The organism is Nostoc sp. DSM 114161, from assembly GCF_052692665.1.
Window position 1 is genome coordinate 3,481,223 of record NZ_CP195141.1, and the last position, 26,850, is coordinate 3,508,072.

General features: G+C 41.2%; 22 protein-coding genes. 10 read left to right on the forward strand and 12 right to left on the reverse strand.

Annotated features, from left to right (window positions below; all coding sequences use genetic code 11):
- Window positions 1–778: 778 nt before the first annotated feature.
- The 5 genes from NSTC745_RS15230 to NSTC745_RS15250 all read right to left on the reverse strand — a co-directional run bounded on the left by NSTC745_RS15230 (window position 779) and on the right by NSTC745_RS15250 (window position 8,645).
- On the reverse strand, window positions 779–4,489 hold the full coding sequence (locus NSTC745_RS15230; protein WP_445637883.1) for a beta strand repeat-containing protein: 3,711 nt from the start codon (window positions 4,487–4,489) through the stop codon (window positions 779–781).
- A gap of 557 nt (window positions 4,490–5,046) precedes the next feature.
- Window positions 5,047–5,721: a response regulator transcription factor gene (locus NSTC745_RS15235; RefSeq protein ID WP_096540584.1), complete on the reverse strand. Its 675-nt coding sequence runs from the start codon at window positions 5,719–5,721 to the stop codon at window positions 5,047–5,049.
- Window positions 5,722–5,870: 149 nt separating this feature from the next.
- Window positions 5,871–6,956, reverse strand: coding sequence for a sensor histidine kinase (locus NSTC745_RS15240; RefSeq protein WP_445637884.1), 1,086 nt, complete (start codon window positions 6,954–6,956; stop codon window positions 5,871–5,873).
- 356 nt (window positions 6,957–7,312) lie between these two features.
- Window positions 7,313–7,600: a hypothetical protein gene (locus NSTC745_RS15245; protein WP_445637885.1), complete on the reverse strand. Its 288-nt coding sequence runs from the start codon at window positions 7,598–7,600 to the stop codon at window positions 7,313–7,315.
- Between the two features lie 205 nt (window positions 7,601–7,805).
- Window positions 7,806–8,645 (reverse strand): prephenate/arogenate dehydrogenase, encoded by an 840-nt coding sequence (locus NSTC745_RS15250; RefSeq protein ID WP_445637886.1) that lies wholly within the window; start codon window positions 8,643–8,645, stop codon window positions 7,806–7,808.
- A 72-nt stretch (window positions 8,646–8,717) separates the two neighbouring features.
- Here NSTC745_RS15250 and NSTC745_RS15255 point away from each other — a divergent pair, with 72 nt between their 5' ends.
- The 3 genes from NSTC745_RS15255 to NSTC745_RS15265 all read left to right on the forward strand — a co-directional run bounded on the left by NSTC745_RS15255 (window position 8,718) and on the right by NSTC745_RS15265 (window position 12,007).
- Window positions 8,718–10,292 carry a pentapeptide repeat-containing protein gene (locus NSTC745_RS15255; protein ID WP_445637887.1) on the forward strand — a complete coding sequence of 525 codons (1,575 nt, stop codon included), beginning with the start codon at window positions 8,718–8,720 and terminating at the stop codon, window positions 10,290–10,292.
- 169 nt (window positions 10,293–10,461) lie between these two features.
- The gene (locus tag NSTC745_RS15260) at window positions 10,462–11,055 is read left to right on the forward strand and encodes a DUF1517 domain-containing protein (RefSeq protein WP_445638611.1); all 594 of its coding nucleotides are present in this window, start codon (window positions 10,462–10,464) and stop codon (window positions 11,053–11,055) included.
- 76 nt (window positions 11,056–11,131) lie between these two features.
- Window positions 11,132–12,007 (forward strand): hypothetical protein, encoded by an 876-nt coding sequence (locus NSTC745_RS15265; RefSeq protein WP_445637888.1) that lies wholly within the window; start codon window positions 11,132–11,134, stop codon window positions 12,005–12,007.
- Window positions 12,008–13,503: 1,496 nt separating this feature from the next.
- Here NSTC745_RS15265 and NSTC745_RS15270 read toward each other — a convergent pair.
- The 6 genes from NSTC745_RS15270 to NSTC745_RS15295 all read right to left on the reverse strand — a co-directional run bounded on the left by NSTC745_RS15270 (window position 13,504) and on the right by NSTC745_RS15295 (window position 20,263).
- Window positions 13,504–14,592: a sensor histidine kinase gene (locus NSTC745_RS15270; protein ID WP_445637889.1), complete on the reverse strand. Its 1,089-nt coding sequence runs from the start codon at window positions 14,590–14,592 to the stop codon at window positions 13,504–13,506.
- 5 nt (window positions 14,593–14,597) lie between these two features.
- A complete protein-coding gene (locus tag NSTC745_RS15275) occupies window positions 14,598–15,308 on the reverse strand; it encodes a response regulator (RefSeq protein WP_096540566.1) in 711 nt (236 codons plus the stop codon).
- Between the two features lie 137 nt (window positions 15,309–15,445).
- Window positions 15,446–16,141, reverse strand: coding sequence for a LabA-like NYN domain-containing protein (locus tag NSTC745_RS15280; protein ID WP_445637890.1), 696 nt, complete (start codon window positions 16,139–16,141; stop codon window positions 15,446–15,448).
- Window positions 16,142–16,742: 601 nt separating this feature from the next.
- Window positions 16,743–17,822, reverse strand: a complete 1,080-nt coding sequence (locus tag NSTC745_RS15285) for a fatty acid desaturase (protein ID WP_445637891.1) — start codon at window positions 17,820–17,822, stop codon at window positions 16,743–16,745.
- A 305-nt stretch (window positions 17,823–18,127) separates the two neighbouring features.
- Window positions 18,128–19,180 carry a fatty acid desaturase gene (locus NSTC745_RS15290; RefSeq protein ID WP_445637892.1) on the reverse strand — a complete coding sequence of 351 codons (1,053 nt, stop codon included), beginning with the start codon at window positions 19,178–19,180 and terminating at the stop codon, window positions 18,128–18,130.
- 264 nt (window positions 19,181–19,444) lie between these two features.
- On the reverse strand, window positions 19,445–20,263 hold the full coding sequence (locus NSTC745_RS15295; protein ID WP_445637893.1) for an acyl-CoA desaturase: 819 nt from the start codon (window positions 20,261–20,263) through the stop codon (window positions 19,445–19,447).
- Between the two features lie 85 nt (window positions 20,264–20,348).
- Here NSTC745_RS15295 and NSTC745_RS15300 point away from each other — a divergent pair, with 85 nt between their 5' ends.
- Window positions 20,349–21,581 carry a methionine gamma-lyase family protein gene (locus tag NSTC745_RS15300; protein ID WP_445637894.1) on the forward strand — a complete coding sequence of 411 codons (1,233 nt, stop codon included), beginning with the start codon at window positions 20,349–20,351 and terminating at the stop codon, window positions 21,579–21,581.
- 42 nt (window positions 21,582–21,623) lie between these two features.
- Entirely contained in the window at window positions 21,624–22,028 is a 405-nt protein-coding gene (locus NSTC745_RS15305) for a GxxExxY protein (RefSeq protein ID WP_445637895.1), read from the forward strand.
- Between the two features lie 34 nt (window positions 22,029–22,062).
- On the opposite strand, the gene NSTC745_RS15310 is transcribed toward NSTC745_RS15305, so the two are convergent.
- Window positions 22,063–23,262: a Coenzyme F420 hydrogenase/dehydrogenase, beta subunit C-terminal domain gene (locus tag NSTC745_RS15310; RefSeq protein WP_445637896.1), complete on the reverse strand. Its 1,200-nt coding sequence runs from the start codon at window positions 23,260–23,262 to the stop codon at window positions 22,063–22,065.
- Between the two features lie 54 nt (window positions 23,263–23,316).
- On the opposite strand from NSTC745_RS15310, the gene NSTC745_RS15315 reads away from it, so the two are divergent.
- From NSTC745_RS15315 to NSTC745_RS15335, 5 genes are all read left to right on the forward strand, one after another.
- Entirely contained in the window at window positions 23,317–23,523 is a 207-nt protein-coding gene (locus tag NSTC745_RS15315) for a type II toxin-antitoxin system HicB family antitoxin (RefSeq protein WP_445637897.1), read from the forward strand.
- Window positions 23,520–23,732, forward strand: a complete 213-nt coding sequence (locus tag NSTC745_RS15320) for a type II toxin-antitoxin system HicA family toxin (protein WP_445637898.1) — start codon at window positions 23,520–23,522, stop codon at window positions 23,730–23,732. The genes NSTC745_RS15315 and NSTC745_RS15320 overlap by 4 nt, the downstream gene beginning before the upstream one ends.
- 164 nt (window positions 23,733–23,896) lie before the next feature.
- A complete protein-coding gene (locus NSTC745_RS15325) occupies window positions 23,897–24,106 on the forward strand; it encodes a hypothetical protein (protein ID WP_445637899.1) in 210 nt (69 codons plus the stop codon).
- A gap of 20 nt (window positions 24,107–24,126) precedes the next feature.
- A complete protein-coding gene (locus NSTC745_RS15330) occupies window positions 24,127–24,258 on the forward strand; it encodes an HNH endonuclease (protein WP_445637900.1) in 132 nt (43 codons plus the stop codon).
- 164 nt (window positions 24,259–24,422) lie between these two features.
- Window positions 24,423–26,207: a DnaJ domain-containing protein gene (locus tag NSTC745_RS15335; RefSeq protein WP_445637901.1), complete on the forward strand. Its 1,785-nt coding sequence runs from the start codon at window positions 24,423–24,425 to the stop codon at window positions 26,205–26,207.
- Window positions 26,208–26,850 lie beyond the last annotated feature (643 nt).

Sequence of the window (26,850 nt, forward strand, 5' to 3'; positions counted from 1 at the left end):
TTGTCATTCATTAATTTAAATATTGATATAAGCTGTGGTAAAGCTGATTAAAATTGCATAAGTTTTGTGATTGTCTGATGCCTAAATTTTTAATTATTCTTCAAGCAATTTTCTGTTAATCAACAATTAAGAAACCCGATTTATCTAGATAAACCGGGTATAGTTGTTCTATTAACGCTGGGCTGTATTAGTGAATTATAAAATGGCTAGCGTTCATAGAGCAGGATATCAGGATTATCTATTAAAACACTTGCCCTTATATAAGAAATAAATGCTTAGACATACGTTTTCATAGGTAAATAAAATGGGCAGTTTAACCTCTTTTTATTGAGGTACAACAAAAAAGTTTAAGATCGTAACTCAGTACAAAATTATGCTAAAAATATCGTAATTACGACAGTATTTTTACGTAAATAAACAAGATGTCCTGAAAATGGTATTAATGTGCTAAAAATAAAAGGCTTGGTTCTCATCATTTCTGATTGTGGCAATCTTTCGACTATGAGCGATCGCAACATTCATCGCACTATATAGATTGAAAAAAATTGTTATCAGAATCGAGTTTCGCTTGGCTAGCGGATGTTATGCGTAGATTGTTTCTCTGGAAAGATACGCTCAACCAAACCTAAAAAATTGTGAAGGTATAGCAGTTGCCAGCTAGATTAGGACATAAATCAATCGTAAAACTCCCACACTAAGAGAATTTTAAGCCTGTTGCCTACTATGTGTTGGGAGCAAAAATTTACTAACCCGATTTATTGAGATCAACCGGATATTGTTAGTAAACAATGAAATTACTAGCATTTAAAGTTGATGCCGTAATTCCAGTTAAAGAAGCAAGATTTTGGTTATTAGAAATATCCTTAATTAAGGTATTGCTGCCACTTTGAGTAATAGACAAACCAGAGTAGGTTAAACCACCTGATAAGGCAATCAAATCTTCACTAGTATTGAAGTCTTTGATCGTATCTGTACCTTCACCCTTAGCAAGCACAAAGATATCATTACCTGCACCGCCTGTGAGATTATCACTACCTACACCGCCGTAAAGTCGATCGTTTCCTAACCCACCCACAATTACATCATTACCAGCAAAGCCAAAAATCAGATCGTCTGAGCTAGTTCCCTGCAATGAGGTATCACCTTTGGATGAACCTGTGATAATACTATTAACTTGATTGCCATTTTGAATGTTAACGACATCTATATCGCTAGGATTGAGATTGTTATATTTAACATCACTACTAATTGCTGCACTAGTAATGATTTGGTAAGCAATATTATCGTCTGCAACACTATCATCAACACCTGTAACTGTGACTGTTTGAGGGGTATTCCAGTTAGCTGCGGTAAATGTGACGCTAGAAACTGAGACAGTGCCTTCACTGATTTTGGAACTACTCAAATTGAAGGTGACATCAGCAGTGGGTTGACTAGTAAGTTGAATACTGAAATTAGCTGTGCCACCGGCTTCGGTAGTTACTAGTCCATTGGTAGCAGAGATCGTGAAACCTGCTGTATCATTGTCAGTAATATTACCATTAGCTTGGTTATCAGAAATAGTAGCATTGGTAGGGTTTGTGAGATTGACAAAAAAGCTCTCACTGCTTTCGGCAACGAAATCGTCAAGAATTGGTACGGTGATTGTCTGAGTCGTAATTCCAGGATTGAAAGTCACCGTTCCTGTGACAGGGGTGTAATCAACTCCAGCGATCGCAGTATTATTGCTGGTATTGTAATTAACTGTGATGATATCACTGCTGGGGTTGGAGAGTTTGACGGTGAAAACAAAATTACCACTATTTTCGCTACCGCTTTTATCTACGATGGAGATAGTGGGTATGTTGTCATCATCAACTACGGTAATTGTACTAGGAGCGATCGCTGCTGTTTGGTTGGGGTAACTCAGGTTCAGATTAATGGTTTCATCAGCTTCAGCCACCTTCTCACCCAGAACGTTGAGTGAAATAGTCTTTGTTGTTTCCCCTGCGGCAAATTTTAAAGTCCCGGATGTAGTAGCTGTTGTAGCTCCAATTTTAATGGTGTTGTAATCGCTGTTAAAGGTTGCTGTACCATCAAGAGCATAATTTACAGTCGTGGCAATGGCAGTATTACCACTGCGAGTTACCGTGAAACTAACAGTTTTGCTACCACTATTACCCTCAATTACAGTTGGTGTAGCAGTTGAAATTGTGTAATTAAGATCGGCACTAGGAATAAAGTTAATATCACCAATGTGATTCAATGGTTGTTCGGCAAAGCTTCCAGGTGAGGTGTTAGCAGCAATACCTAATGTAAAATTTGGCGCTGTCCCAGCAATTACACTTCCTACCCAATCCGAGGCTGTTGAACCTGTGGTGTCACCCGAACGTCCTACATATCCAGGGGTAAACGAGGTATTAACAACTGTGGCATTCGTTGGAACTGAACCGCTGGTAGAACCTTTTCTAAATACAATCGACCCATAAGCTCTGTCTGTAGTAGATGTCCCATCTAAAACCGAAACTGAATCCAGTACACTCCAATTTAAGTAAGTACTACCATCAGCAATACCATCATTATTTGAGTCAATATCATTGGCCAAAGTGGGTGCAGTACCAGTTTGAATCAACAAAAAGCTAACAGACCCATTTTCGATATCAGTTGCGTTTCCCTGGCCAATGTGACCGATTGAACTTGAAGTTCCAGTTCCCCATCCGGCTCCAGTTCCAGTATTACTTACTACATTTGCATTTGGGTTGACTGCATAAGTATTACCTTTTTGCAGAAGAACCAGCAACCCATTGCTACCAAACTGCTTACCAGACAAATCAAAAATATCTTGAACATTACCAGGATTAGAATTGGAATTACCCTCAATACCAACTAAATAAGTTCCAACTGGTATGGTCGTGCCGGGAGTACCACGCAGTTCGATGTATTCTCTGGGGCTATCTGTACTTGGGGGATCGAACAAAATTTCGTTGATGAGTGCCGATATAGGGATAACGGGATTATTGGAATTATTGAGATTATTAAATAGCAATGAGACATTTTTAGATTGGCTATTTGCCACTGCCAAATCAGATTTACCATCTTTGTCGAAGTCGCTTGCAGTGACAGAATAAGGTGTTGTCCCTACGTTAAAGTTAGTGGCATTTCCAAAGCCACCGGTGCCATTTCCCAGCAGCACTGAAACTGTGTTGGAGTCTGCATTCGCCACTGCTAGGTCAGAGTTACCGTCTTGATTAAAATCGACCGCTGTCACCGATACAGGATTTAATCCCACATTAAAGTTGGTGGCAACCCCAAACCCCCCACTACCATTGCCTAACAGCACGGAGACATTATTAGAGCCTGAATTCGCCACTGCCAAATCTAATTTGCTGTCTTTATTGAAGTCGCCTACGATGACAGAATTAGGATTTGTTCCCACATCAAATTGAGTGGCTGAGTTAAAAGTGCCGTCACCATTTCCCAAGAGTATTGAGACGTTATTGAAGTAAGAACTCGTTACCGCTAAGTCAGATTTACCATCCTTGTTGAAGTCACCTACACTAACAGAAGTCGGACGGCTAGGGACTTTAAAATTTTTGGCAGTTGCAAAACTACCAGTACCATCTCCCAACAGCACTGAAATATTTTGAGAGGCATTGTTTACCGTTACTATGTCAGATTTTCCATCCCCGTTAAAATCTTTGACTGCAACAGATACTGGGCCTGACCCCGACCCTAAACCAAAATTGACAGCAGTCTGAAAGGTGCCATCACCTTTACCCAACAACACGGAAATGTTATTTGAAGTATTGTTTGCCGTTACCAAATCTAATTTGCCGTCTTTGTTGAAGTCGGCTACAGCGAGAGAATAGGGACTTAATCCATTGAACCCAACCGTACTAAAGTTACTAGCAGGCTTAAAACTACCATCACCCTTCCCCAAAAGTACCGAAACAGTTTGAGAAGACTTGTTTGCGGTTACTAAATCCGTATTTCCATCTTTGTTAAAGTCGCCGACAACGATGGAATAGGGGCTTAATCCTACAAGAGGTAAAATTGAAATACTAGCAGTCTCCGTAGCAGTACTGTAGGCTGTTGTGCCACCACCAACACCAGAGTTTACGCCAGTAGTGCCACTGGTTAGACCGTCTGAAGTATCCCAAGCGCGGAAGGTGATATTAGCCGTACCGTTATAGCCAGGTTTAGGGACAAAACGAACTTTTTCTGTATCTCTAAGCAAGGTTGCAGAAGTGTCAGATACAGCAAAATTAAGCCAATTGTTACCGCCATTTATAGAGTATTGCCAAGTGCCGTTGATATTATCTACGCCAATGACGGCAATTCCTTTCACTGCACCTGTATCTACATCTGTAATGGGATTGCCACCTGCACCTGTGGCAATGATGTCAGAAACTAGAGTGCCAAGATTGTCGGCATCCGTTATATCTTGAGTAATAGCAGCCAATGTGGGATTGCCTGTGTTGTCCAATGTTGGCGCTGTATTAGTTGGCATTTACAATTCCTCTACAAAATTAGGTTAGGTATAAGAAGCTTTGTTTTCTTGCAGTTGCACTTTGATTATTGTTAGTAAATAAAATTTGGCAACTTGTAACTGTTAACTCGAATCGATGATTTTATAAATACAGCACTAAATAGGAAGCTAATACTTAGATATACGCTTCCGTGCCTAACGTAAATGAGTAATTAGAACCTCATTTTTTGAAGAAAAACACAAAAATAATATGATAATTCAGTACAAAATTATGCTAAAAATATCAAACGTACTACTGTATTAATACTGTAATAATTCAGCTATACTAAAAGTTTAAATTTGCAATTGATTTATGAAGTAAATCTGAAGGAGCCAGATGATGCGATTTTCTTGGCAAAAAACTGAGAAACCCGATTGATTTAGCGATCGCTACATTCACAACGCCATAAAGATTGATAAAAAATATCTTCTAAGCTTCAAATTTTCAATCGTATGTGATACAGAAGCAAATAATTTCCAAAGTTTCGCCAGAAGTCAAAATGGCTGACTAATATCAAGATACTATTTACATATTTTTACTATTTGATTAATAATTCTGGTGCTACCAATCCTTTTTGGATAGCTAAGACTGCGGCTTGAGTGCGATCGCGTACTTCTAATTTCTGTAAAATTGCATGGACATGAACCCGGACTGTACCAGGGGCAATGTAGAGAATTTCCGCAATTTCTTGATTGCTTTTGCCAGCTGCTACCAGTGCTAAAATTTCTTGTTCGCGCTTTGTTAAGGGATTTTCTATAGTTTCTTCAGTTTTTGTGGGTGGCATCGTCGTAGAATTACCCTCAAAAGCTGCCCTAATTTCTGTTGTTGCCGTTTGATCCCACCAAGAAGCCCCTGCTGCAACCGATCGCACTGCTAAAATCAGAGACTCAGCGGGAATACCTTTAAGGCAGTAGCCTTGTGCCCCGGCAGCAATTAACCGCGAAACAAGAGGTTTTTCCGAACGAGAGGTTAAAACGAGAATGGGCAAAGTTGGGTGGTTCTGCTTGATTTGACGGCAGGCTTCAATCCCGCCAATTCCCGGTAAACCAATATCCAGCAAAACCAAATCCAGAGGATATTGATTGGCTAATTCTACAGCTTGTTCTCCGTCTTCTGCCTCTGCAACAATCTCCAAACTAGCTTCTTGTTGCAACCGCATCCGCAAACCAAGCCGAAATAATTCATCATCTTCAACAAGTAAGATTTTTGTCATTTGTCATTTGTCATTGGTCATTGGGCATGGATCGTGGGGAAAGGGGTAAGGGGAAAAGGGGAAAGATTAAATTTATTCCTTTTCCCTTTTCCCTTTAACCTTTTCCCCTGCTCCCCCTGCCTCCCCTGCCCCCCTGCCCCCTTTGCCCGTCAACTCGGCGGCGGACAAGCAGGGAGTCGGAAACCAAACACAGCGCCTCGTAGTAAGCGATTCTCTGCCCAAATTGTACCTCCATGAGCTGTAATAATTTGTCTGGTTAAATAAAGCCCTAGTCCCGATCCAGAGACGTGGCGATCGCTATCTCCTTGATAAAATCTCTCAAATAAGTGGGGTAACTCTTCTTCGGTAAAGCCGGAACCTGTGTCGAGTATTTTTACCACTTGCTCGCTAGAATAACTTTCAAATACTACTTCCACTTTACCGCCACGGGGAGTATGGTTAATGCCATTACTCAATAGATTGGTAAAAACTCGCCCCAGTTGCAATGAATCACCGTTTACCCAAACAAAGCTGCGAAAATCTGATTCGCCATAGTGCAGAGAAATATAAACCTGGCGTGTTTTTGCTAATTCCATCAGAGTCGCTATTACTTCTTCTGCCACAGTTACTAAGTTGATAGGCGATCTCTGTAGTTTCAGCCCTTCGGCATCGTTGCGATAAACATCTAAAAGAGTTTGGACTAATTGCAGCGTACTGCGATGACTACGAGCCATTGTTTGCAAGACTTTTGCTTGCATTGGGGTGACTTCACCAAATTGCTCGTTTTGAAAATATTGCAGCGTTTCAATTGCTCCAAGTAGAGGAGTTTTCAAGTCATGAGTGAGGGTAGAGATAAAATCTTCACGCATTGCAGCTAGTTGTTCTTGGGAGCGTAGTTGTGCTTGAGTATGAGCGATCGCTTCTTCATTGCGACGGTTGCGTTCGCTTAAAGTTGCAGTTACCACTAACGCTAATACTGCAATTAACCTATTTGCCAAGGTTGGAAGATTAATGATTTCTCTTCCTGGGACAAACAAATTTAATAATGTTAATCCTGTTGCCGCAAGAGTCACACCAAGTACTGCTCGTCGATTTAATCTCGAATCTGCTAATAAAATAGTTGCTGTGTAGAGGTAGCCGAATACGTACTCAGGCGGTGTTATGTATTCTAAAACTATGACTATGATAAAGGCGATCGCTATTAGCAAATATGTCTCAGTACGTTCTTTAATCGATTTAACATAATTTTTAATCATCGCCAGTAATGCTAAAAAATAATTTATAAATTAAACTTTTATATTATTAATAAATTGCTAAATCGAATTTTAGTTAATTCATCACTCACAACCATTTTTTCAACTATTATTGATTGCTTAAAAAAATAAATTATGTATGTCTAAGAAGCTGATTTTATATTCGCGTACAGGCACGATTAATCGCGTTTTTAGTTTTTGGAGAAAATTTCAAAATTAAAAGAGTATTACTATATTGTATCTCCTGGATTATAACTATTAATTAGGTAGTTATGTTTCCACGTTTAAAAACTTAGAAACATAGCTACCTTTTGCTTTCAAGATAACTACCTTTCTTTTGGCGAGGAGTGGACAAAAGCTTAACTTTCAGATTCCTCTGAGATAGGCTCAGATTCGGTTTCCACTTCTTTTTGGACTTTAGCTGGAGGTTTAACGGGTTTTGGGCCGCGCATTAATGCAGGATTAACAGGTGGCCTATTTTCATCCGCAAACGATCCTTTTTTCCCTTTACCAGACGAGCGATTGCGATCGGGTTTTGAGCTTTTGGGGTTGGATTCAACAGGAGGTGTGGAATCCAATTTTTCCAAATTGTTGTCAGTATTTGCTTGGGCCTGACGTTCTGATTTTTTGATTGGGCGTTCTACCATTGTTTATTTTGATAAATTTACCGAAGAAGAATTCAGAATTCAGGAGCCAGAATTCAGCTTGGGATTTAAATTTACCAATTCTGTCTTCTGACTCCTTCTCATAGAATTCATCAACTACTGAAAAAGCATTCACAACAAATCAGCAATAATTTTACTAAATGTAGTAATGAGTGCGTTATTAATAGCGTAACGTACTCTATTACCACTACTCAACAAAATTAGGTCGTGCCTGTTGTGTTGATTTCAACTTTGACTCTAAAACTGCCCAATTTTCCTGCTCAATTAAGTTAGTCAACTCATCGAGATTGTGGCGATACTGGTGCAGGGATCGCAGCAATGCTTGACGATTATACCGCGCCATCATAATCCCCAACTCTGGATTCCCGCCACCCACACGGCTGGTATCCCGAAAACCCGAACTAGCTAGGTTTTGGGCTAATTGCAGAACCTCTGGATCGGTTTCACTCAAACAAGCAGCAATTAACGAGGAACTAACCATCACAGGTAAATGAGAAATCCAACTCACAGCGCGGTCATGTTGTTCTGGTTGACAATGGTAGATATTCGCCCCCAGCGATCGCACTATTTCTTCGACAATTGTAATTGCAGTGGTTGGTGTTGTGGTAAGGGGTGTAAGTACATAAGGTTTATGGGCAAATAAATTCCGTTGTGCGGCTTCTATGCCACTGTCTGTTGTTCCCGCCATTGGATGACCCCCGATAAAATTCTCCCAAAGCGGAAAGATCGCTTCGACTATTTGTGCTTTGGCTGAACCTACATCAGTCACAACTGTAGTAGGAGACAAATAAGGGATTAATTGTGTCAATTGGGGCACAATAAGCGCTAAGGGCGTACAAATAAATACAACTTCTGCGGCACTTAAGAGGCTCAAATCAACTGACGCGCGATCGACACTGCCAATGGCAACTGCCTTTTGGCAGGTGGATTCGCGGCGACTCACACCTAAAATGTGATGTCCTTGCGATCGCAAATCAAAACCCAAAGATCCGCCAATTAGTCCCAGTCCTAAAATCCCAATATTCATTCTTTAAATTTTGACATTTTATTTTTTCCGACTTTACAACTATATAAATTTGGCATCCCAGAGGTAGCATCGATGAATGTAGAGGAATTGCTGGAACAGTACGCGGTAGGAGTCTTAAACTTTGGTGGTATTGAACTGTCTGAAGCCAATCTGAGTGGGGCTAAACTCAGTGGCGTGAATCTGAGCGATGCTAATTTGAGTATTGTTAACTTGAGCGGTGCCAATCTCAGCGAAGCTAACTTGAGCAATGCCAAGTTGAATGTAGCAAGATTGAGTGGTGTGAATCTATGCAGCGCCGTCCTCAACAACGCCAGTCTCAATGTAGCTAATTTGATTAGAGCAGATCTCAGCCGCGCTCAACTTAGAGGAGCTTCCCTCATCCGTGCCGAATTAATTCGCGCCGATCTCAGTCGTGCTGACTTGTCCCAGGCTAACCTCACCAGCGCCGATCTGCGAGAGGGGACTCTGCGCCAAGCGAATCTCCGTAACGCTAACTTGGGCGAGGCTGTGTTGAGAGGCGCTTCCCTCACAGGAGCCAACTTAGAAACCGCTAACTTAAACGCCGCCGATGTGAGTCGTTGTGACATCACCGGCGCGAATTTGCGAGATGCTGAACTCAGACAGGCAAATCTTAGCCATGCTAACCTCAGCGGTGCAGATTTGAGCGGGGCAAACCTGAGGTGGGCGGATTTGAGCGGGGCGAACCTGAGGTGGGCAGATTTGAGCGGGGCAAAATTGAGCGGTGCAAATTTAATTGGTGCAGATTTAAGCAATGCCAATTTAACGAATACGAGTTTAGTACACGCGAATTTAACTCAAGCAAAATTAATTAGGGCGGAATGGATTGGTGCTGACTTAACCGGAGCAACTTTAACCGGTGCAAAACTTTATGCTACTTCTAGATTTGGTTTAAAAACCGAAGGTATGACTTGTGAATGGGTAGACCTCAGCCCCACAGGCGATCGCTCAATTATCCAAAAATTTCATTCCGACGATTCACGAGATTTTTTTAATGAAACGCCCCCAACAATTCGGATTATTATTGATGCAGCCCTAGAACACGAAGCTAACTTTGCCCTTGCTGGAGCCTACTACCAAATTGCTCAAGAATACCGGGGACTAAAACAACCCCCAAGTATGGAAAGTGGTCGCCGCCGCACTATTTTCACCTTCCGTGTAGATAGCGACGAAGCATTATTCCCCACCGCTTATATTGCAATCCTTCCATTTCTAGATGCGGTATCTACCCAAAAGAATATTTCCCAGATGGTGGAAATGATTAATACTGAAGTTGTAGCAAACCCAGATTTAAAAGATTTTAAATCTCCAGATATGGTAAAACAATTAAATATACTTTTAGAACAAGCTATAAGTAAAGCTGCAACAATCAAAGAAATCAAAAAAAATCTTGAAGTAGCTGCTAAGTTAAATTTTTGTAAAGCTCCAAGTCAAATAATTTTAACAAATTCTAGCGCCCAAACTTTGATAGTACATGACAATCCAAACTTTGGTAAAAGATTTATTAATCGGTCTTCTATCAATAGTTCAATTTATGACGAAAAATCTAGTGAATCAACAAAATATATATTACCTTCATCAAACATGGTTATAGATTTTGTTAAAGGGTTTCACTATATTAGTCATTGAACATAGGGCATGGGGCATAGGGCATGGGGCATAGGGCATTGAATATTAAGTATTAGTTATTCGAGCAAGCGACCAATGACTAATGACTAATAACTAATAACTAATGACCAATGACCAATGACTAATGACCAATGACCAATTGACTGATGATAAAATTCTGGAGGGAAAAATGCGCGACTCATTTAATAGAATGATTGGTCGAACTCGCTATGTGGTCTTTCGCCTATTTTTACATTTAGGGGGAGGTGAAGTAGCGCCAGTGTTGGGAGTATTAAATAGTAGTGCCCGCGATGCGATCGATGCTGATGGCGAGTTAGAAGTTTTGGGAGAAGGATTGGTAGAAATCTGCGAGACTCTACTGCGATATGATGAGTATTGGCTTTCAGCTTCCAATCAAGGTGACATATTTTGGGACGAAGGTGAAGCAGCAGGGTATGTAGATGAATTATTTACTGATTCTGCCCAAAGATTTCTCAGCCAACCAGATGGAAGTTCTGCCTCTGGGTTTGATGAACCTTTATCTGTACCCGTAACTCGCAACGTTGTTGTGATGATTACAGTCGCTTATGAAGGAGAAGTACCAGACTTAGAAACTGACCTTTCTAACGTTCAGGGGCTAAAGGAAGGTTTGAAAGCCTTAATCAATTTGCATTACCAGCGTAAATTACTGGAAATTTACGTGCATTTTGCACCAGCACAGTTAGGCGATGAACTCACTAGCGATCAGATGTTGCAACATTATCCAGAATTAATTCCTTTGTAATTGGTTGGGTAGTCTCTACTTACTCCTCGCACCGAGAAATTGTTAAGCTCAGAGATAGGATAATCATGCAACGATCATGACGATAGTACGTAAATTTACAGCCTTTTTTTTAGCACTGAGTTTGTGTCTAACAACTGTTGCTTGTGGGGGTGGAGAGCAAGCTAACCCTCCAGCTAGGAACGTTAGTCAAAATTCAACTAACACCAAATTAAGCGACGGTGAGTATCAAATACAACAAGCTACCTATGACGATGCAACTGGGGAGTACAGCCTGTTTTTACTCAACAACACACCCCCAACCTTTGTAACTGAGAATTTACAAATGGCACGTCTAACTGATGACGAAATTAAACAGGGTAAAAAAAGCTATCTAAAGGTACAAAATGGACAGCCAGTTTTATATCTGACAGAAGATTTTAAAATTGCCTACGTCCACAACGTTACTGAGAACAGAACTAATCCGCAAACTGGAAGGCAAGAAACAGTCGTAGTCCGCCAAGAAAATAGCTTTTGGACGCCCTTTGCTGCGTCTGTGGCTGGTAACTTAGCGGGTCAAGCCATTGGTAGTCTATTGTTTAGACCCCAGTACTATGTGCCCCCTGTTTATCAACCAGGAGGACTGGCTGGCTTCGGTGGATATGGTAGCAACTATAACCAAGCAGTTCAAAGCTATCGAACTCGCTATAACGAACCACCCGTAGTGGAGAGAAATCGCACTGCTTTCCGCACTACAGGGACGGTTAGAAGGTCATATCCTGGTAGTTCAAGTGTACGGACTACACCGCGTCCAAATACTGGTAGTCGCTCAACTGGTTCCGGTTATGGCGGCGGCGTATTAAGACGCTCTGGTAGCTCTACTAGGACTAGAACTGCTCCTAGTAGTGGTAGTTTTGGTAGTGGGCGTAGTTCAGCACCCCGGCGCTCGACTGGCTTTGGCAGCAGACGGCGCTAAGATAGTTAGCAGTTTTGAGTGCTGAGTTTGAGCTGAATTAAATACTAGATAAAAAGGCAAAAGTGTTTTACTTTTGCCTTTTTAGCAAAAATATAGACCAATACAGTTCAGATAAGATCCCCCCGCCTGCGGCGACCGCCTTAAAAAGTGGGTAAGTAGAAGGACTAAATTAAACCTAACTCGATCTCGCCGGGTTTCGACTGCGCGGAAGTTGAGCGTAGTCGAAACTCAACCCTCTTAGAATAAGCTTACCGAGCATTGAGCGTACCCTACCCTGCGGGAACGCCAAGGGCGAACGGGATCTTGCTTGGCGTAGCGTCTCCCCTTGGGAGAAGTCGAAATGCGTCTTCTAAATTAAAGATATCTCAGCGAACTAGATTACATTTTAATTTTTATCCAAGTTTATCAAATCCAGAAAATGCCTAAGCGATCGCACTAATTTAATTTGAGAAAAGCTTTGCTATAATGAATTGAAAAAGTTTAAATTTAATACTCAAATTTCGGATTTAAAAAGGTAGGGCAAGTAAGTTTAAACCGATAAAGTTTTTACTATTAAATTCTCTAAGAAATGCTTTAATTTAATCGTAGTAAATCAGGACGAAATCTCTGTTACTAATACTAAAGATAGCTTAGATAATAAGAAATACTAAACACAAATATTGTTAAAATCACAGGAATTATTTTATTAATATCTATTTTCTTTTTATTAAACATTTCTAAACAAGACATGAAAATCATCAAAGGCCAAAAGATAATTGTTGTCAAAAACATCACAAAGGACAAAAATTTATCTTCTGGAGCAGAAGTGGGATGACGTAGGGAAAATACTAACCAATTTGTCAAAAAATAGCATGTCATTAACAGGTAAGCAATAGTTAAACTTAATTCTATCTGATTCACTCTGTGTACTCCTTGAGTTATATGAGATTCACCAAACATCGTCCGTACAATGTTATAACATACTTTTCTCAAGAGTCAGTCAGACTTTTATCTATTCTAGATTGTGTAGTAATAAGAGTTTTAACAAAATGTAAATTGTTAAAACTAATACGCTTAATTAACCGTAAGTCTTTAAAAGAAAATTTAGCGATCGCTTATGCCTTTTCCCATGACGACATATTAATCACGAGCAGTTGTATAAAAATCAAAAACAAAAAGAGAGCAAAGATACCAATATTTTGATACGTGCTCAGTCCTGAGAACGATTTTGAGGGAATAGGTAGGCGATCGCGGCGTAACCAGATACGGTGAGTAAACTAACCAAAAAAGCCGCCAGAACAATATTAGGCATACGATCCACAATGCCAAATTAACGTTATATTAAAAACAAATTCCAAATCTTGACCCACTTCAAAAACCAAGAATTTGGATACTTTCAAACTAGCAATTGGGTATGACACCGACGTGACTACCTGATGTCAATTTGTTGTATTGCAAATGTTGGGATTGGGAATTTGAGGCGCCAACCCAAAATCTAAAATCCAAAATTGCTTGCCTTAAGCCAAAGGTAGAAAAAAACGAAACGTACTGCCAACTCCCAATTTGCTTTCTACCTGAATCTCACCGCCTTGTAGTTCAATCAAACGGTGGGAAATCGTTAAGCCAATACCAGTACCTCCGGAATGGCGATCGCGTGATTGATCGGCTCGCCAGAAGCGTTCAAATACGTGGGGCAAATTTTCTGCCGCAATACCAATACCTGTATCTATGACTGCAATCCAGAGTTTAGATGCTTCAATCTCAGTACGAATAGTAATTGAACCTTCCTTGGTGTAACGCACTGCATTACCAAGGAGATTAACCAATACTTGTTCTGTGCGATCGATATCTGCCAATACAGGAGGCAGCACAGGCGGACATTCCAAGTGCAGACCCGGCCCATCTTCCAACAGCTGGTCGGTAAATTTCTCTACTAATGACTCTAACAACGGACGCAGATTTAACCGTTGTATCTTAATTGGCAAATAACCAGCTTCTGCCTTCGACAGTTCTTGTAAATCATTCACCAATCGCTCTAAGCGCCTAGTTTCTTTAGCTAAACGTCGATAAATTTCTGGAGACGCTTCAATTTCTCCATCAGCCAGTTCTTCTAAATAACCGCGCACAACTGTTAACGGTGTCCGTAGTTCGTGGGTCATATCGCCAATCACTTCTCGTCGCCGCACTTCCACCCCTTCTAAACTAGCTGCCATCCGGTTGAAACTAGCACCTAATCTATTAAGTTCTGGAATGTCATACGTTGGTAATCGTGCATCCATCTGACCAGCAGCAAATTTTTGGGTGATTTGTTCCATCTCAGTCAACCGCAGCATAATCCTTCTGGACACCCAGTAACTCAATCCTCCAGCGGCGCTGCTACCAACTAAAACTGACCAAATAGTACTTCGCTGCCAAGCAATTTCAAATCCTGTCACTAATTCAGTGCGAATATCGATTAAATCGAACCCCCGATTTTCTAGTCGTTCCAAATGCAAGACAAAGAATCGGGGAGAAGAAACTTTGCTGATAATGACTAGACTAGCTACCCCCACTATCATGACTACCAAGTGAGAAAAAAATAGTCGTCCTCTCAGCCCCATCTTCATAAAATTTACGCCATCGGGGAGTCTTCAAATTTATAGCCAACCCCAACAACAGTTTTAATAAAAGTAGGATTTGCTGGGTCAGGCTCAACCTTTTTTCGCAATCGAGCCACATGGGTATCTACCACGCGTTCATCACCAAAAAAGTTATCTCCCCAAAGTTTATCAATTAGTTGGGTGCGATTCCAGACTCGACCAGGATTGCTGACAAAGGTAGTTAGCAAATTAAATTCTAGGGTAGTTAAGTCGAGAATTTCAGGTTGCTGGGAATTCATCTGCCGGCTGGCAGTGCGCTGATCTACATCTACTATAAAGTGTTGGGTACGATTGACTTGATGTTGTCCCCCTTGCCGGAGACTACGCCGCAATAGCGCTCGTACTCTAGCTACTAACTCTCTGGGGCTAAAGGGCTTCACCATGTAATCATCAGCACCAGTAGATAAACCAATGACGCGATCGATTTCCTCGCCTTTGGCGGTGAGCATCAAAATATAAGGATCTTTTGCGCCTGGTTTTTGGCGAATTCTGGCACAAACTTCCAATCCATCCAAACCAGGAATCATCAAATCTAGAATGATTAAATCGGGTGGCTGCTCCTGAAACATCCGTAGAGCATTGATACCATCGCGGCTAATGCGACAGAAAAATCCTTCTTTCTCTAAAGAGAGTTGAATTAAATGAGCAATTTCTGGTTCATCTTCAACTATTAAAATATCCATCCAAATTAGCGCCGAGTAAAATACGCAGATTTAAAAAGACGCATGGGCATGGGGTATTGAGGTGGTGGGGAGATGGGGTGGTAGGGTGAAATTTTCTCCCCATCTCCCCATCTCCCTATCTCCCCACTCCCTCTCACTTACAGGTTTGAATTTGTTGTGGTTCGGTAAGTATAGCCAAGATTAGAGTCTTTTTGAATGTATGCTTTAATGCTATCTATGTCAATAAAACAGTCAGCAACATCAATTAAGCTTTCGCTAGTAGTTGTTTGCAGACTAACAACTTCCACTCTAACCCCCATTCTGCTGACAGCATTCACAGCATAAGCTAGATCTCCATCGCCGCTGACTAAAACCGCTGTATCATAGTAAGGGGCTAAAGTGATCATGTCTACAGCAATTTCTACGTTCAGATTTGATTTTTTAAAATTATCTTGCGACGCAACGAGGTCTTTTGCTACTACACGATAGCCATTACGACGCATCCATAGTAAAAAACCCTGTTGCTTCTCATTGGTGATATCAACCCCAGTATAGAAAAAAGCACGTAGCAGTCTCGAACCGTTGGTTAAATGACAAAGCAATTTAACGTAGTCAATTTCTATGCCGAGTTGTAAAGCTGTATGAAATAGGCTTAAGCCATCAATAAAAATGGCAACTCGACCGCGATTCAAGGTATTCAAAATGGAAGTATCAGGTGCAGTATCTCGCATCTTGGTATCTTTACCTTTGACAGCAGTATCGCTCAAGTTTTGCCCTTGCCAGTGTGGTTTAGCTTTGAGTACTTTAGATTCATTTAATTCATTTCTTTGTTTGCTAAAATTAGTTATAATCATTGATACCTCTGAATTTTAAATCTGAAAAGGGTTATTAGCTAAATTGTCTATAGTATAGTCTCTGCTGATTTATAACCCTAGCAGGAAATTGACTGAAGTCACTAGATGCAAATAAAGTTAACTCATCCTTAATAGAGCCTAAAATGCTTTTAGCAAAAGTGTTTCATTGGTTTTAGGTTGATTTAACGAGATATCATCTCTGAACATAGATATGCTAGTCTTTAGCCAATACAACTGCAACAGTCGGAAGAAAATATCTTCCTCTAAGCCTATAACCTTAAATCATGTATAGTCGGGTGTCATCGAACTATTTTTATTTTACCTCTGTATTTTAATCACCCTACAGCCAGGAAAGTTTTGAATTTTATTCTCTAGGATTTACTTGTAGCTGTGACGCTCAAATTTTAACAGAGTTTGCAGCAATAATAATGTGCGAGCGCCTCCAAAATAGAAGTTATATTAAGCTATTTCGTTAATCTTTAAATGCACCTTTTATAAAATTTTATTTTAATGACAAAGTATCTTTGATTGGTAGTCATGAATCATTAACAACTGATAATACAAGATTTGCGACTTCTTTAAGAAGTCGCAAATTTCATGCTTAGGGTTTAGCTAGCTTGTTGTTGGATGTGTAGTAAACCTTACTTCCAGTATCGGGTACAAAATGGCAGTTCGCCCAGGAATTCCATAATGATTTCCAAATTGGTTCCTCTGATTTCCGGAAGTACTCACCCATTACTGGTTTGATTGCCTCAGTGGCCTTCAGCAAATTGTAATGAGGGATGTTAAGGAATATGTGGTGAGCAACATGAGTGCCAATATCATGATGGATATGATTAATCAAACCATAATCGCGATCGATACTGGAAATTGCACCTTTTAAAAAAGTCCACTCTTCTCCACGATACCAGGGAATATCTGGTTCAGTGTGATGCAAAAATGTTACTAAATCAAGCCAAATTACGAACACAATGTAAGGTGCAGCGTAATACTTAAGCAACCACATCCAACCCCATAGATAGGTAAGGTAGCCAAGCAAACCTACCATACCAATGCAAAGAACGGTACTAGTGATGACATCCCATTTTTCTGAGGGTTTAAATAGCGGGCTGCTGGGTAAAAAGTGGGAACCTTTTTTATTGGGAGAACGCTTAAATAAGTACAAAGGATAAGCCAATAAAAAAGCATAATATCGGACTATCTTTTGTTCTAGCGGCATTCGCTTATAGTCCGATTCGTTTAGAGGATACCAGCTTTCATCATTATCGAGATGGCCGGTATTTTTGTGGTGAGTTCTATGGCTGATTCGCCAACCATGATAAGGAACAAGTATGGGTGTATGAGAAAGATGTCCAATCAAATCATTCAGCCATTTATGCTTAGAAAAAGATTGGTGTCCGCAGTCATGTCCGACTACAAACAAAGCCCAAAACATTGTTCCTTGCATTAACCAAAAAATCGGAAAGAAAAACCAAGAATCCAGGTAATAAGCAACTGCATAAAGCAGACTAATAATCAGAATGTCGCGAAAAAAGTAAAACAGTGATTTTGTTGCATTGGGCTGAAAGCATTCAGCGGGGATCGCAGCTTTTAAATCCTGAAGAGTAAAAGGCAGTTTGGTAGTCTCCCCAGATAATTCAAGATTCTGAGGCTCGTTGAGTGTGATGATATTTGATTGCACTGGCTGGATTCTTTTGTTGAAGATAAATCGGAACTTTATTTGAGGCAAGATAATCTTACCCCACATAGCAAAAGTAAACAGGAAAAAACCAAAATAAAGATGAAGTCAAGACTTATTTTTATTTTTGATTTTTTACTTCACTAGTATGCCCAGAATACTAACTCTCGTAACATCCAAGCGTAAATGTTCTGGCAATTTACCTAACAATATTTAATAAGTCAAGAATTGCCAGATTGTATTAAAACCCACGCAAAGATAAACGCTCTCGTGGAGTTCAAGAGCGTGAAGAAAGTTTGCAAAGCGGTTTATCGTTCTGCGTAATATTCGTCGAAAGTCTTATAGCCGACATCAGTTGTGTACAGTTGACATTGGTCTGTAATCTGCTTCATTAAAGACCAAGAAAACTGACATTCATCATGTAGATAAGGCCCCCAATTTTCTTTGATGCTGCTGTAAGCTAGCCGCAAATTATAAGAAGGAATGGCGGTGGAAATATGATGAGGGACATGAACATTGATGTCGTGGCAGAGGATTTCTACCCAACGGGGATAATCGCAATGAATGGTACCAAATAGTTGAGCTAGAGCTTCGTTCCACTTGTTTGCTCCTACAAAAGGAACATCTGAAGCAGTGTGGTGAACGATGGTAAAAGTACTCATCCAAAAGTGGTAGACCAACCAGGGCACTAACCAAAACTTGACAAATCCCCAGATACCTGTAGTGGCAATCAGGGCTGGGAAAGCGATCGCAGCAAATAATACCACCACAGCTACAGAAAGCTTGATGCTGGATTGGTCTTTAGTTTTGAAATTCCGCCAATCAAAATGCACAACTGCCCAATGTCCAATGGAACCTACCCACCAGAAGCGTTTGCGAATGAATAATTCAAAAGCAGACTGTCGGGTTTTATCCCACTTTTCAAACACTTCTGGTCTGATAGGATGCCAAGCATTGTCCTCATCGAGCTTGTTGGTATGAGTATGGTGATAATTATGCTTAATCCGCCAACTGTGAAACGGATAAATTAACGGCGCCATAAAAAAGTGGCCTACCACATCATTTACCCAACGACGTTTGGCAAATGACCTGTGACCACAATCATGACCAATTACAAAAAAACCTGTTAAAGCGGTACCTGTAAAAACCCAAGCTAGGGGCAAAAGAAACCAAGGAGCGATCGCCAGACTGTAGTAGCCCAAAGCAACTGCCGAGACACTGAGTATTACTTGTGTCCAAGCCTTGCGACGGCTTTGCTGAAAACATTCTCGTGGCAGGGTTTTGACAATATCTTTGAGCCTGAAGTTAGAATTGGCAGACTCGTCACTTAGTTTCTGGGTATTAATTATTGATGTAGTCATGAACACCTGAAATACAACAAACTCCTCCACCAAGTCATCAAAAAATAACTTGCCGTAAAGTTGCTTAATATTAGCGTCTCGGATTATAGCAACCTAACCTATACAAGCGCACCCGTAAATAATTTTTAAAGGCAATTTTAGAATTGGCGCACGTACTTGGTTGCACAGAAAATTCTTTGTCATTAGTCACTGGGCATGGGGCATTGGGCATTGAGTAAAGAACAATGACCAATGACTAATGACTAATGACAAAGGACAAATAACTTACTGCTTTGTTGGAGCTAGCTTCACATTAGTAGCCAGACCAACTGCTTGCAGCAATTGAATTGTCATCCAAGTTAAATCAATTTCCCACCATTCCAGCCCGTGACGAGCTGAATATTGAAAAGCATGGTGATTATTGTGCCAGCCTTCACCGAAAACTAGTATGGCTACCCACCAGCAGTTAGTTGAGCGATCGCCAGAATCATGGCTTTGATAACCAAATTTATGAGTAGCGCTGTTTACCAACCAAGTGCAGTGGTAAACCCAGACAATGCGAACAAAAATTCCCCAAATAACAAACGGCCAGCCACCTATAAGCAAAAGCAATACGCCCAGAGCAATCTGGAGCAAAATGAAATATTTTTCTAAAAACTGATAAACTGGGTCTTCGGCTATATCTTTGGTGAAACGAGGAACTTGAGCCTGAGAGGGACAAAAATGAATCAGCCAACCCATGTGGCTCCACCAAAAGCCTTTATTAGAATCATGGGGATCGGATTCAGTATCTGAGTGTAAATGATGGATACGATGCGTCCCTACCCATTCGATTGGGCCTCCTTGACAAGCGAGTGTTCCGAAGAAAACCAGGAGATACTCTAGCCACTTGGGAGTTTGAAAACTGCGGTGGGTAACGAGACGGTGAAATCCTAGAGTAATGCCTAAACCACCACTCACCCAGTAGAGCAACAAACCCACGCCAACTGCCGTCCAGCTAAAGTTACCAGGAACAAAGGCAAACAGCGCACCGATGTGCAGACCAATGAAAAACAGGGTATTAACCCAGTTGATTTGAGGTTTAGTTGAAGTAGCAATTGTCATGCAGTAACCTGAATTGGAATTGTTCGGCCGAATTTGCGCGATCTGAAAATCGGCATATTTATAATTTTTTGTGAACGAGGAACTAATGAACAGCTTGGAACAGCTGCGGCAAGCAGAACACGCACTGTTAGAAATTTTTTCTGGTATTGACACTCAGGTCAAGCATAATCTAAAACGAGTGCTAGATGCCTTTCGTAATCACCGTGTCGGCGCACACCATTTTGCTGGTGTAAGTGGTTATGGCCATGACGATCTAGGGCGAGAAACTTTAGATAAAGTTTTTGCCGAAGTTATGGGTTCCGAAGCCGCAGCAGTGCGAGTGCAATTTGTTTCGGGAACTCATGCGATCGCTTGTGCGTTGTTTGGGGTACTCCGTCCTGGAGATGAGATGTTATCAGTAGTCGGTTCTCCTTACGATACGCTTGAAGAAGTCATTGGTTTGCGGGGTCACGGTCAAGGTTCCCTTATTGAGTTTGGCATAAAATACCGCCAATTAGAGCTAACCCCAGAAGGAGGGGTGGATTGGGAAGCTTTAAGCCATGCAGTGCTTGACAAAACTCGTTTAGTCACGATTCAGCGCTCTTGTGGCTATTCTTGGCGTCCGAGTTTATCAATTGCCGATATTGAAAAAATCATCCATATAGTTAAACAGCAAAACCCCAACACAATTTGTTTTGTAGATAACTGCTATGGCGAATTTATCGAAACCAAGGAACCCACAGCCGTAGGTGCCGATTTAATGGCGGGGTCGTTGATAAAAAATCCTGGTGGCACGATTGTCGTTGCTGGCGGTTATGTCGCCGGCCGCGCTGACTTGGTGGAAGCCGCTGCTTGTCGCCTCACTGCTCCGGGTATTGGTAGTTATGGCGGTGCTACTTTTGACCAAAATCGTTTGTTGTTCCAAGGGCTATTTCTCGCGCCCCAGATGGTGGGAGAGGCGATGAAAGGGACATACTTAACTGGTTATGTATTCGATAAACTCGGTTATCCCGTGAATCCTCCCCCGTTAGCGCCGCGTGGAGATGTGATTCAGGCAATTAAACTGGGTTCTGCTAAAAAGTTAATTGCTTTCTGTAAAGCCATACAACAGTATTCTCCCATCGGTTCCTACTTAGACCCCATTCCAGATGAAATACCGGGGTATGAGAGCCAAGTGGTGATGGCTGGGGGGACGTTTATTGAGGGAAGTACTTTGGAATTGTCGGCGGACGGGCCGTTGCGCGAGCCGTATGTGGTTTATTGTCAAGGGGGGACACATTGGACTCATGTGGCGATCGCTTTGGAGGCGGCGATCGATGCTGTGGGGAGGGGGGAGTGAGGGTTATATAAAGAACATGGGTTAGGACGATCTCACGCAGAGATGCAGAGGCGCACAGAGATGAATGAGGATGAGATAAATGAGGTTTCGGGGGCGGTTGTGGATGCGGCTTATATGGTTCATACGAGTTTGGGGTCTGGTTTGCTGGAATCGGTTTATGAGACGGTGATGGATTTTGAGTTGCGGAAGCGAAAGTTACGGGTTCAAAGACAAGTGATGATTCCAGTGGTTTATGGAGGGGTAGTTTTAGAGGAAGGCTTTCGTGCTGATTTGATAGTCGAAAATCAAGTAATTGTTGAACTCAAATCAGTAGAATCTATTCATCCAGTACACAAAAAGCAACTACTAACCTACCTCCGCCTTGCCGACAAACGAGTTGGATTACTCATCAACTTCAACGTCTCACTCATCAAAGACGGTATCTCCCGCGTAGTCAATAACTTCTAAAACTCTTTGCGCCTCCGCGCCTGTGCGTGAGCTATTACTCCGGCAACTCATACTGCCCAACAATACGCTTAGCATACTCCGGAACATGCTCCTCTAACTTCTCCGGGTGATTCCGCTTCACATACAAATAATTCCGAGTAAAGTGCGAATCAATGGAAAACCGCGCATATTCCAAACCCTTAGGGCCGATTTTCTCAATCACCACACCCATCAATTTTGCAGCCCACATCGGCAGAGTCACTCCTTTATCGTAAGCGGGAATGCTTTGCTGTACAGCTTCCTTACGATTTCCTTTAGACATCACCGCCTGTGTATCTAACTGGTCTTTTACCAAATCCAGCATTTCTTTACCAGTGTCATTTCTAACTACAATCCACTGCCAGCCGAATGGTGCGCCCATGTAGCCGACGACTAAATCTGCTAGAGAATTGACGTAATCAAAGCAACTCATACAAGATGGGGCAAAGACATCTTTGAGTTTATTTGTTTTCAAACCAAAGAAAGGTACGGTTTCTGTTGAACCATCTTCGTGTTTGAAGTGAACCCGAAAGTCTTGCATGAATTCGTAATGTACAACTGTGTCAGGCGATCGGCTAGTAGTTTCTAAGAATTTTTGCAGTCCAGCGCGGTTAACATTATCTACGCAAGGCGTACCCAAAACATACAACTTTTCTAAACCAAGTTGTTTTTCTACAGCTCGTAATGCTTGAATTTGGCAACCAACACCAATTACTAATAGTCGCTTCAGTCCTGATTTTTCTATTTGTTCCAACACAGAAAGATTAGGCGAAAGTGTTGGTTTATTTACTCTGGCTGCAAGTATTTCTTCTGGGGTGCGGGCAATAATGGGCATCGGTTGAAAGCGGTCTTCTTTGGTATTTTGGACGCAGACAACACCTTCAACTAAGCCGCGATTGAGCATTTCAATGGCAATGCTGCTAACAATTCCCGTCCATTGTGCGCCTTCTATTGGTTGCTGTTTTCGCGCCGCCATCATATCTTGATGAACGCCAAAGTATAGCTCATCTGGGTTGTCGAGATTGCGCGATCGCCTATGCGCTTGTTCTTCAAGTTCGCCTATTTGCTGATTAAGAAAAGCGCAAGCTTCCTTGACATAATGAATATAGTATGTGTCGCACAGTCCGCACTCGCTACAAAGTTCTTTAGCAGGGCGACGGCTAGTAGGTTTGAGGGCTTTAGCTTTTTTATGCTTGCTAGAATCAACTGAGGTCATATAAACTTTTTGTTTTATTCAGGAATCGCTTTTATTACAATACCTTCACTCGCTATGAACTTCACGATAGAGATTGAACGAGAAGAAGATGGACGCTTCCTAGCTGAAGTGATTGGTTTTCCTGGTGTACTGACTTACGGCCAGACACGAGAAGAAGCAGTTGCTAGAGTTCAAGCATTAGCATTGCGTGTCTTGGCAGATAAGCTCGAACATGGGGAAGTAACTCCAGAGCTAGTAAGTGTTTCATTTGCCGCAAGATGAGTGAATGGTCTAGCACAAAGGCAAAGCGTGTCCTAGCTGCTTTGCTGCGTATTGGTTGGGAGATTAAACGCCAGTCAGGTTCCCATAAAATTCTGACACGCCATGATTGGCCTGATTTTGTGTTTGCCTTTCATGATGGTGAAGAAATTGGGCCTCGGATGTTAGCAAGAATTGCCAAAGTGACAGGATTAACACCTGAAGATTTGTAATAACAGTTTGAATTTTATATCAAGAAGCTTGGTGAATATAAGTATTGTCACTTTTTCTGCTTTAGGAAAACTTAATTAAAGTTTTAAGTAAAAGTACAAATGCAGTTTAGAAAAAGCTTCTGTTAGTTTTTTAATAACTAAAGTGAGTGGAAGTAAATAAGGCAATGGCTAAAAAACATAAGGAAAAGGATGCTCAAGAAGCAGCAACATTCGCAGCAGGTGGAGCAGTGGCGGGTGCGGGAGTAGCTGCAACAGTTGGAGGTATGGGTTTAGCAGTTGGAGGAACGGCTGTTGCTATTGGTGCAGCACCAGTTGTTGCAGCTGGCGCTGTTGTAGGCTTGGCAGCTTACGGTTTGAAGAAACTTTTTGAATAACGTAGAGACGATAAATATAAATGGATAAAGACGATAATAATCTTTTAGGTGCAATAGCAGGGGCGGTAGGTGCTGCTGCTGGTGCTAACGATATGAGTAACTTGCAAACGTTGTGTTTTGAGTGTAATCGTGGCAAGGGTGCGAATAGCTAAATATAAACAGTAAAACTTTCCTCCAATTTTATAAATAGCCCTGCGGTGGATTTACCAAGGGGCTTTCATTATTTAATGGTTTCAACTATTCATTTCGCATCAGCAAAAATTTACCAATTCTCAACTTTAACTAACTTAAATTCAACCATTAGCGACGAAAACCAGTGACACAAAACTCTAAAACAGGCGCAGCATTCATCGCTGGCGGAAGCATAGCAGGCGCTGGTGTTTCCGCAGCGGTAGGTGGGATGGGATTAGCTGGAGGATTTGGTGCAGTTGGTATTGGGACAACTCCTGTAGTTGGTGCTGGTGCTGTGGCTGGTGCAGCTGCTTATGGTGCATTCAAAGCGATCGCAGAAGGAGATGCTGCTGCTTTTGGTGCAATGGGAATTGGTGCAGTTGGCGGTGCTGGTGTTTATAGCGTTGTTGGTGGTATGGGTTTAGTCGCACCGAAAGTAGGGCTGGCATTTGGTATTGGCGCAGTACCGATGGCGGGAGTTGGTGCAGTGGTGGGACTCGCTGCCTATGGTATTGCCAAGCTGTTAGATGAATCTGAATTTAGGGAAACTCCAGCACAGCTTTTTGAGCGAATGGAAGAAAAAGTCTTACAGATGGACTACTATTGGGCAGCAGTAGCGGAATTAGAAGCATTTTTATGTGGTGAGGATCTCAACCAAAAATTTGCTGCTTTGGAAGTTGAAGATGAATTACAAGCACTTAAAGCTCAATTAAAGAAAGAATCAGAATTTGTTAATCCTCAAACTTCTACTGCCAATATTGAATCAAAAACAATAACTGTGACAAGTCAGCTATCTGAAACTTGGAGATGTGTACGCACGCTCAAGGGTCACTTAGCGGCGGTTAATGCGATCGCCCTGAGTCCTGATGGTACCACGTTAGTTAGTGCTAGTGATGACAAACAAGTTAATCTATGGGACTTAAAGACAGGAAACTGGCTTTACACTTTTTCTGGACAAGCAGAAGCAGTTTTATCTGTTGCTATCAGCCCTGATGGAAAAGAGATTGCAAGTGGCAGTGTTGACCGCAAAGTCAGCACTTGGCAGATGGACACAAAAAAATTTCTCCACACATTATTTTATTTAAATTCTCCCTACAGTCATAATGGCTTTGTTAATTCAGTTGCATATAGCCCTGACGGCAAAATATTAGTTAGTGCTAGTGCTGATAAAACTATTAGAATTTGGGGACGTTACACAAAAACATTAAAACGTACTTTGAATGGACACTCAGATGCAGTTTTGTCTGTCGCCATCAGTCCCGACAACACAACTCTTGCAAGTGCTAGCACTGATAAAACTATCAGACTTTGGGATTTAAAAACTTGGCAACAACGCTGTGTTCTAACTGAGCATTTGGCAGCAGTGAATACAGTTAGTATTAGTCTTGATAGTCAAACTCTTGTTAGTGGTAGCACAGACGCCACAATTAAACTCTGGAATCTTCATACTGGAAAATTAATCACTACTTTGGTTGCACACTCAACAGCAGTTTTGTCTGTTGCCATCAGCCCCAATGGTAAAATCCTTGCTAGTGCCAGCCAAGACGGTATTATTAAACTTTGGAACCTACATACTGGAAAATTACTACAAACTCTTTCTGGGTGTAGTCCCGTTAGTTTCAGTTCTGATAGCAGCACCTTGGTAAGTGGTGGTAATGGTGGGAGCATCAAATTTTGGAGTCATATGCGAAGCTTTAATAACTTGGAACTCGACACTGTACTATCAGGGGAATGGTGGGAAATATTAGGCGTAAATCAGAGTGATGATGCCAATGTTGTCAAATTTGCCTATCGTCGATTAGCCAGATTGTATCATCCTGATGTCAACACTTGTGCGATCGCAAAAGCGTCAATGCAAGCAATTAATCAAGCTTATCAAGAGTTTCACAAGCAATTGAATGCTCAAAATTATACAAACTTTGATAAATAAGCTACCAACTCAATTCAGATAACAACAGCATCTCTACGCATCTTTCCATGTCTTTCTCTACCCTCTGCGGGGGACTTAAATCTTAGTTCTGTTTACTTTCCCCCACCTCCTCAAGCACTTTATATCATCTATCAATAGGGTAAAATATATAGCCCTCCAGAAGTATTGACATATTAAATTCTTTAACCATTTGTCTTGCATATTATGACAAAACGTTATAAATTATTATGTTATAGGGGAATAATCTGACTTTTAGTGTCAAAGACTAATCCTAATTAAGTAAAAATACTGTAACCAGTTTTAACTTCACACAAACCTTAAACAGCACTGAAGATATGTTTTTGTTTGGTAAAGCAAAGATTCCGGGTACAAAAACGGAAAGGCAAATAATCTAAAAATATATCTTATGTCACTGTTTGAAAATTAAATTAGTGCTTGCAGTGAAGAACAACAATCGTAATGTACTGACAGAATAGTTGATTAGAAACAAATTAACTATTAATAAAGTTGCAAACATATCAGCAGCTTTATTGGTTTTTATTTGATGATTTGGCTTTATATTTGCTATTCAAAAATTCGTCTTTGTGATGCTGAGAATAGCAAAAGTAATCAATAAAGATGTATCTACCACAAAATCACAACC

Bases quoted from the DNA above. Each gene is read 5' to 3' on its own strand.
- NSTC745_RS15330 (WP_445637900.1), top strand. From the start codon at position 24,127: ATGGATAAAGACGATAATAATCTTTTAGGTGCAATAGCAGGGGCGGTA.
- NSTC745_RS15320 (WP_445637898.1), top strand. From the start codon at position 23,520: ATGAGTGAATGGTCTAGCACAAAGGCAAAGCGTGTCCTAGCTGCTTTG.
- NSTC745_RS15230 (WP_445637883.1), bottom strand. From the start codon at position 4,489: ATGCCAACTAATACAGCGCCAACATTGGACAACACAGGCAATCCCACA.
- NSTC745_RS15255 (WP_445637887.1), top strand. From the start codon at position 8,718: ATGAATGTAGAGGAATTGCTGGAACAGTACGCGGTAGGAGTCTTAAAC.
- NSTC745_RS15275 (WP_096540566.1), bottom strand. From the start codon at position 15,308: ATGGATATTTTAATAGTTGAAGATGAACCAGAAATTGCTCATTTAATT.
- NSTC745_RS15300 (WP_445637894.1), top strand. From the start codon at position 20,349: ATGAACAGCTTGGAACAGCTGCGGCAAGCAGAACACGCACTGTTAGAA.
- NSTC745_RS15310 (WP_445637896.1), bottom strand. From the start codon at position 23,262: ATGACCTCAGTTGATTCTAGCAAGCATAAAAAAGCTAAAGCCCTCAAA.
- NSTC745_RS15325 (WP_445637899.1), top strand. From the start codon at position 23,897: ATGGCTAAAAAACATAAGGAAAAGGATGCTCAAGAAGCAGCAACATTC.
- NSTC745_RS15245 (WP_445637885.1), bottom strand. From the start codon at position 7,600: ATGGTAGAACGCCCAATCAAAAAATCAGAACGTCAGGCCCAAGCAAAT.
- NSTC745_RS15295 (WP_445637893.1), bottom strand. From the start codon at position 20,263: ATGACAATTGCTACTTCAACTAAACCTCAAATCAACTGGGTTAATACC.
- NSTC745_RS15235 (WP_096540584.1), bottom strand. From the start codon at position 5,721: ATGACAAAAATCTTACTTGTTGAAGATGATGAATTATTTCGGCTTGGT.
- NSTC745_RS15315 (WP_445637897.1), top strand. From the start codon at position 23,317: ATGAACTTCACGATAGAGATTGAACGAGAAGAAGATGGACGCTTCCTA.
- NSTC745_RS15260 (WP_445638611.1), top strand. From the start codon at position 10,462: ATGCGCGACTCATTTAATAGAATGATTGGTCGAACTCGCTATGTGGTC.
- NSTC745_RS15240 (WP_445637884.1), bottom strand. From the start codon at position 6,956: ATGATTAAAAATTATGTTAAATCGATTAAAGAACGTACTGAGACATAT.
- NSTC745_RS15250 (WP_445637886.1), bottom strand. From the start codon at position 8,645: ATGAATATTGGGATTTTAGGACTGGGACTAATTGGCGGATCTTTGGGT.
- NSTC745_RS15280 (WP_445637890.1), bottom strand. From the start codon at position 16,141: ATGATTATAACTAATTTTAGCAAACAAAGAAATGAATTAAATGAATCT.
- NSTC745_RS15305 (WP_445637895.1), top strand. From the start codon at position 21,624: ATGCAGAGGCGCACAGAGATGAATGAGGATGAGATAAATGAGGTTTCG.
- NSTC745_RS15270 (WP_445637889.1), bottom strand. From the start codon at position 14,592: ATGAAGATGGGGCTGAGAGGACGACTATTTTTTTCTCACTTGGTAGTC.
- NSTC745_RS15290 (WP_445637892.1), bottom strand. From the start codon at position 19,180: ATGACTACATCAATAATTAATACCCAGAAACTAAGTGACGAGTCTGCC.
- NSTC745_RS15265 (WP_445637888.1), top strand. From the start codon at position 11,132: ATGACGATAGTACGTAAATTTACAGCCTTTTTTTTAGCACTGAGTTTG.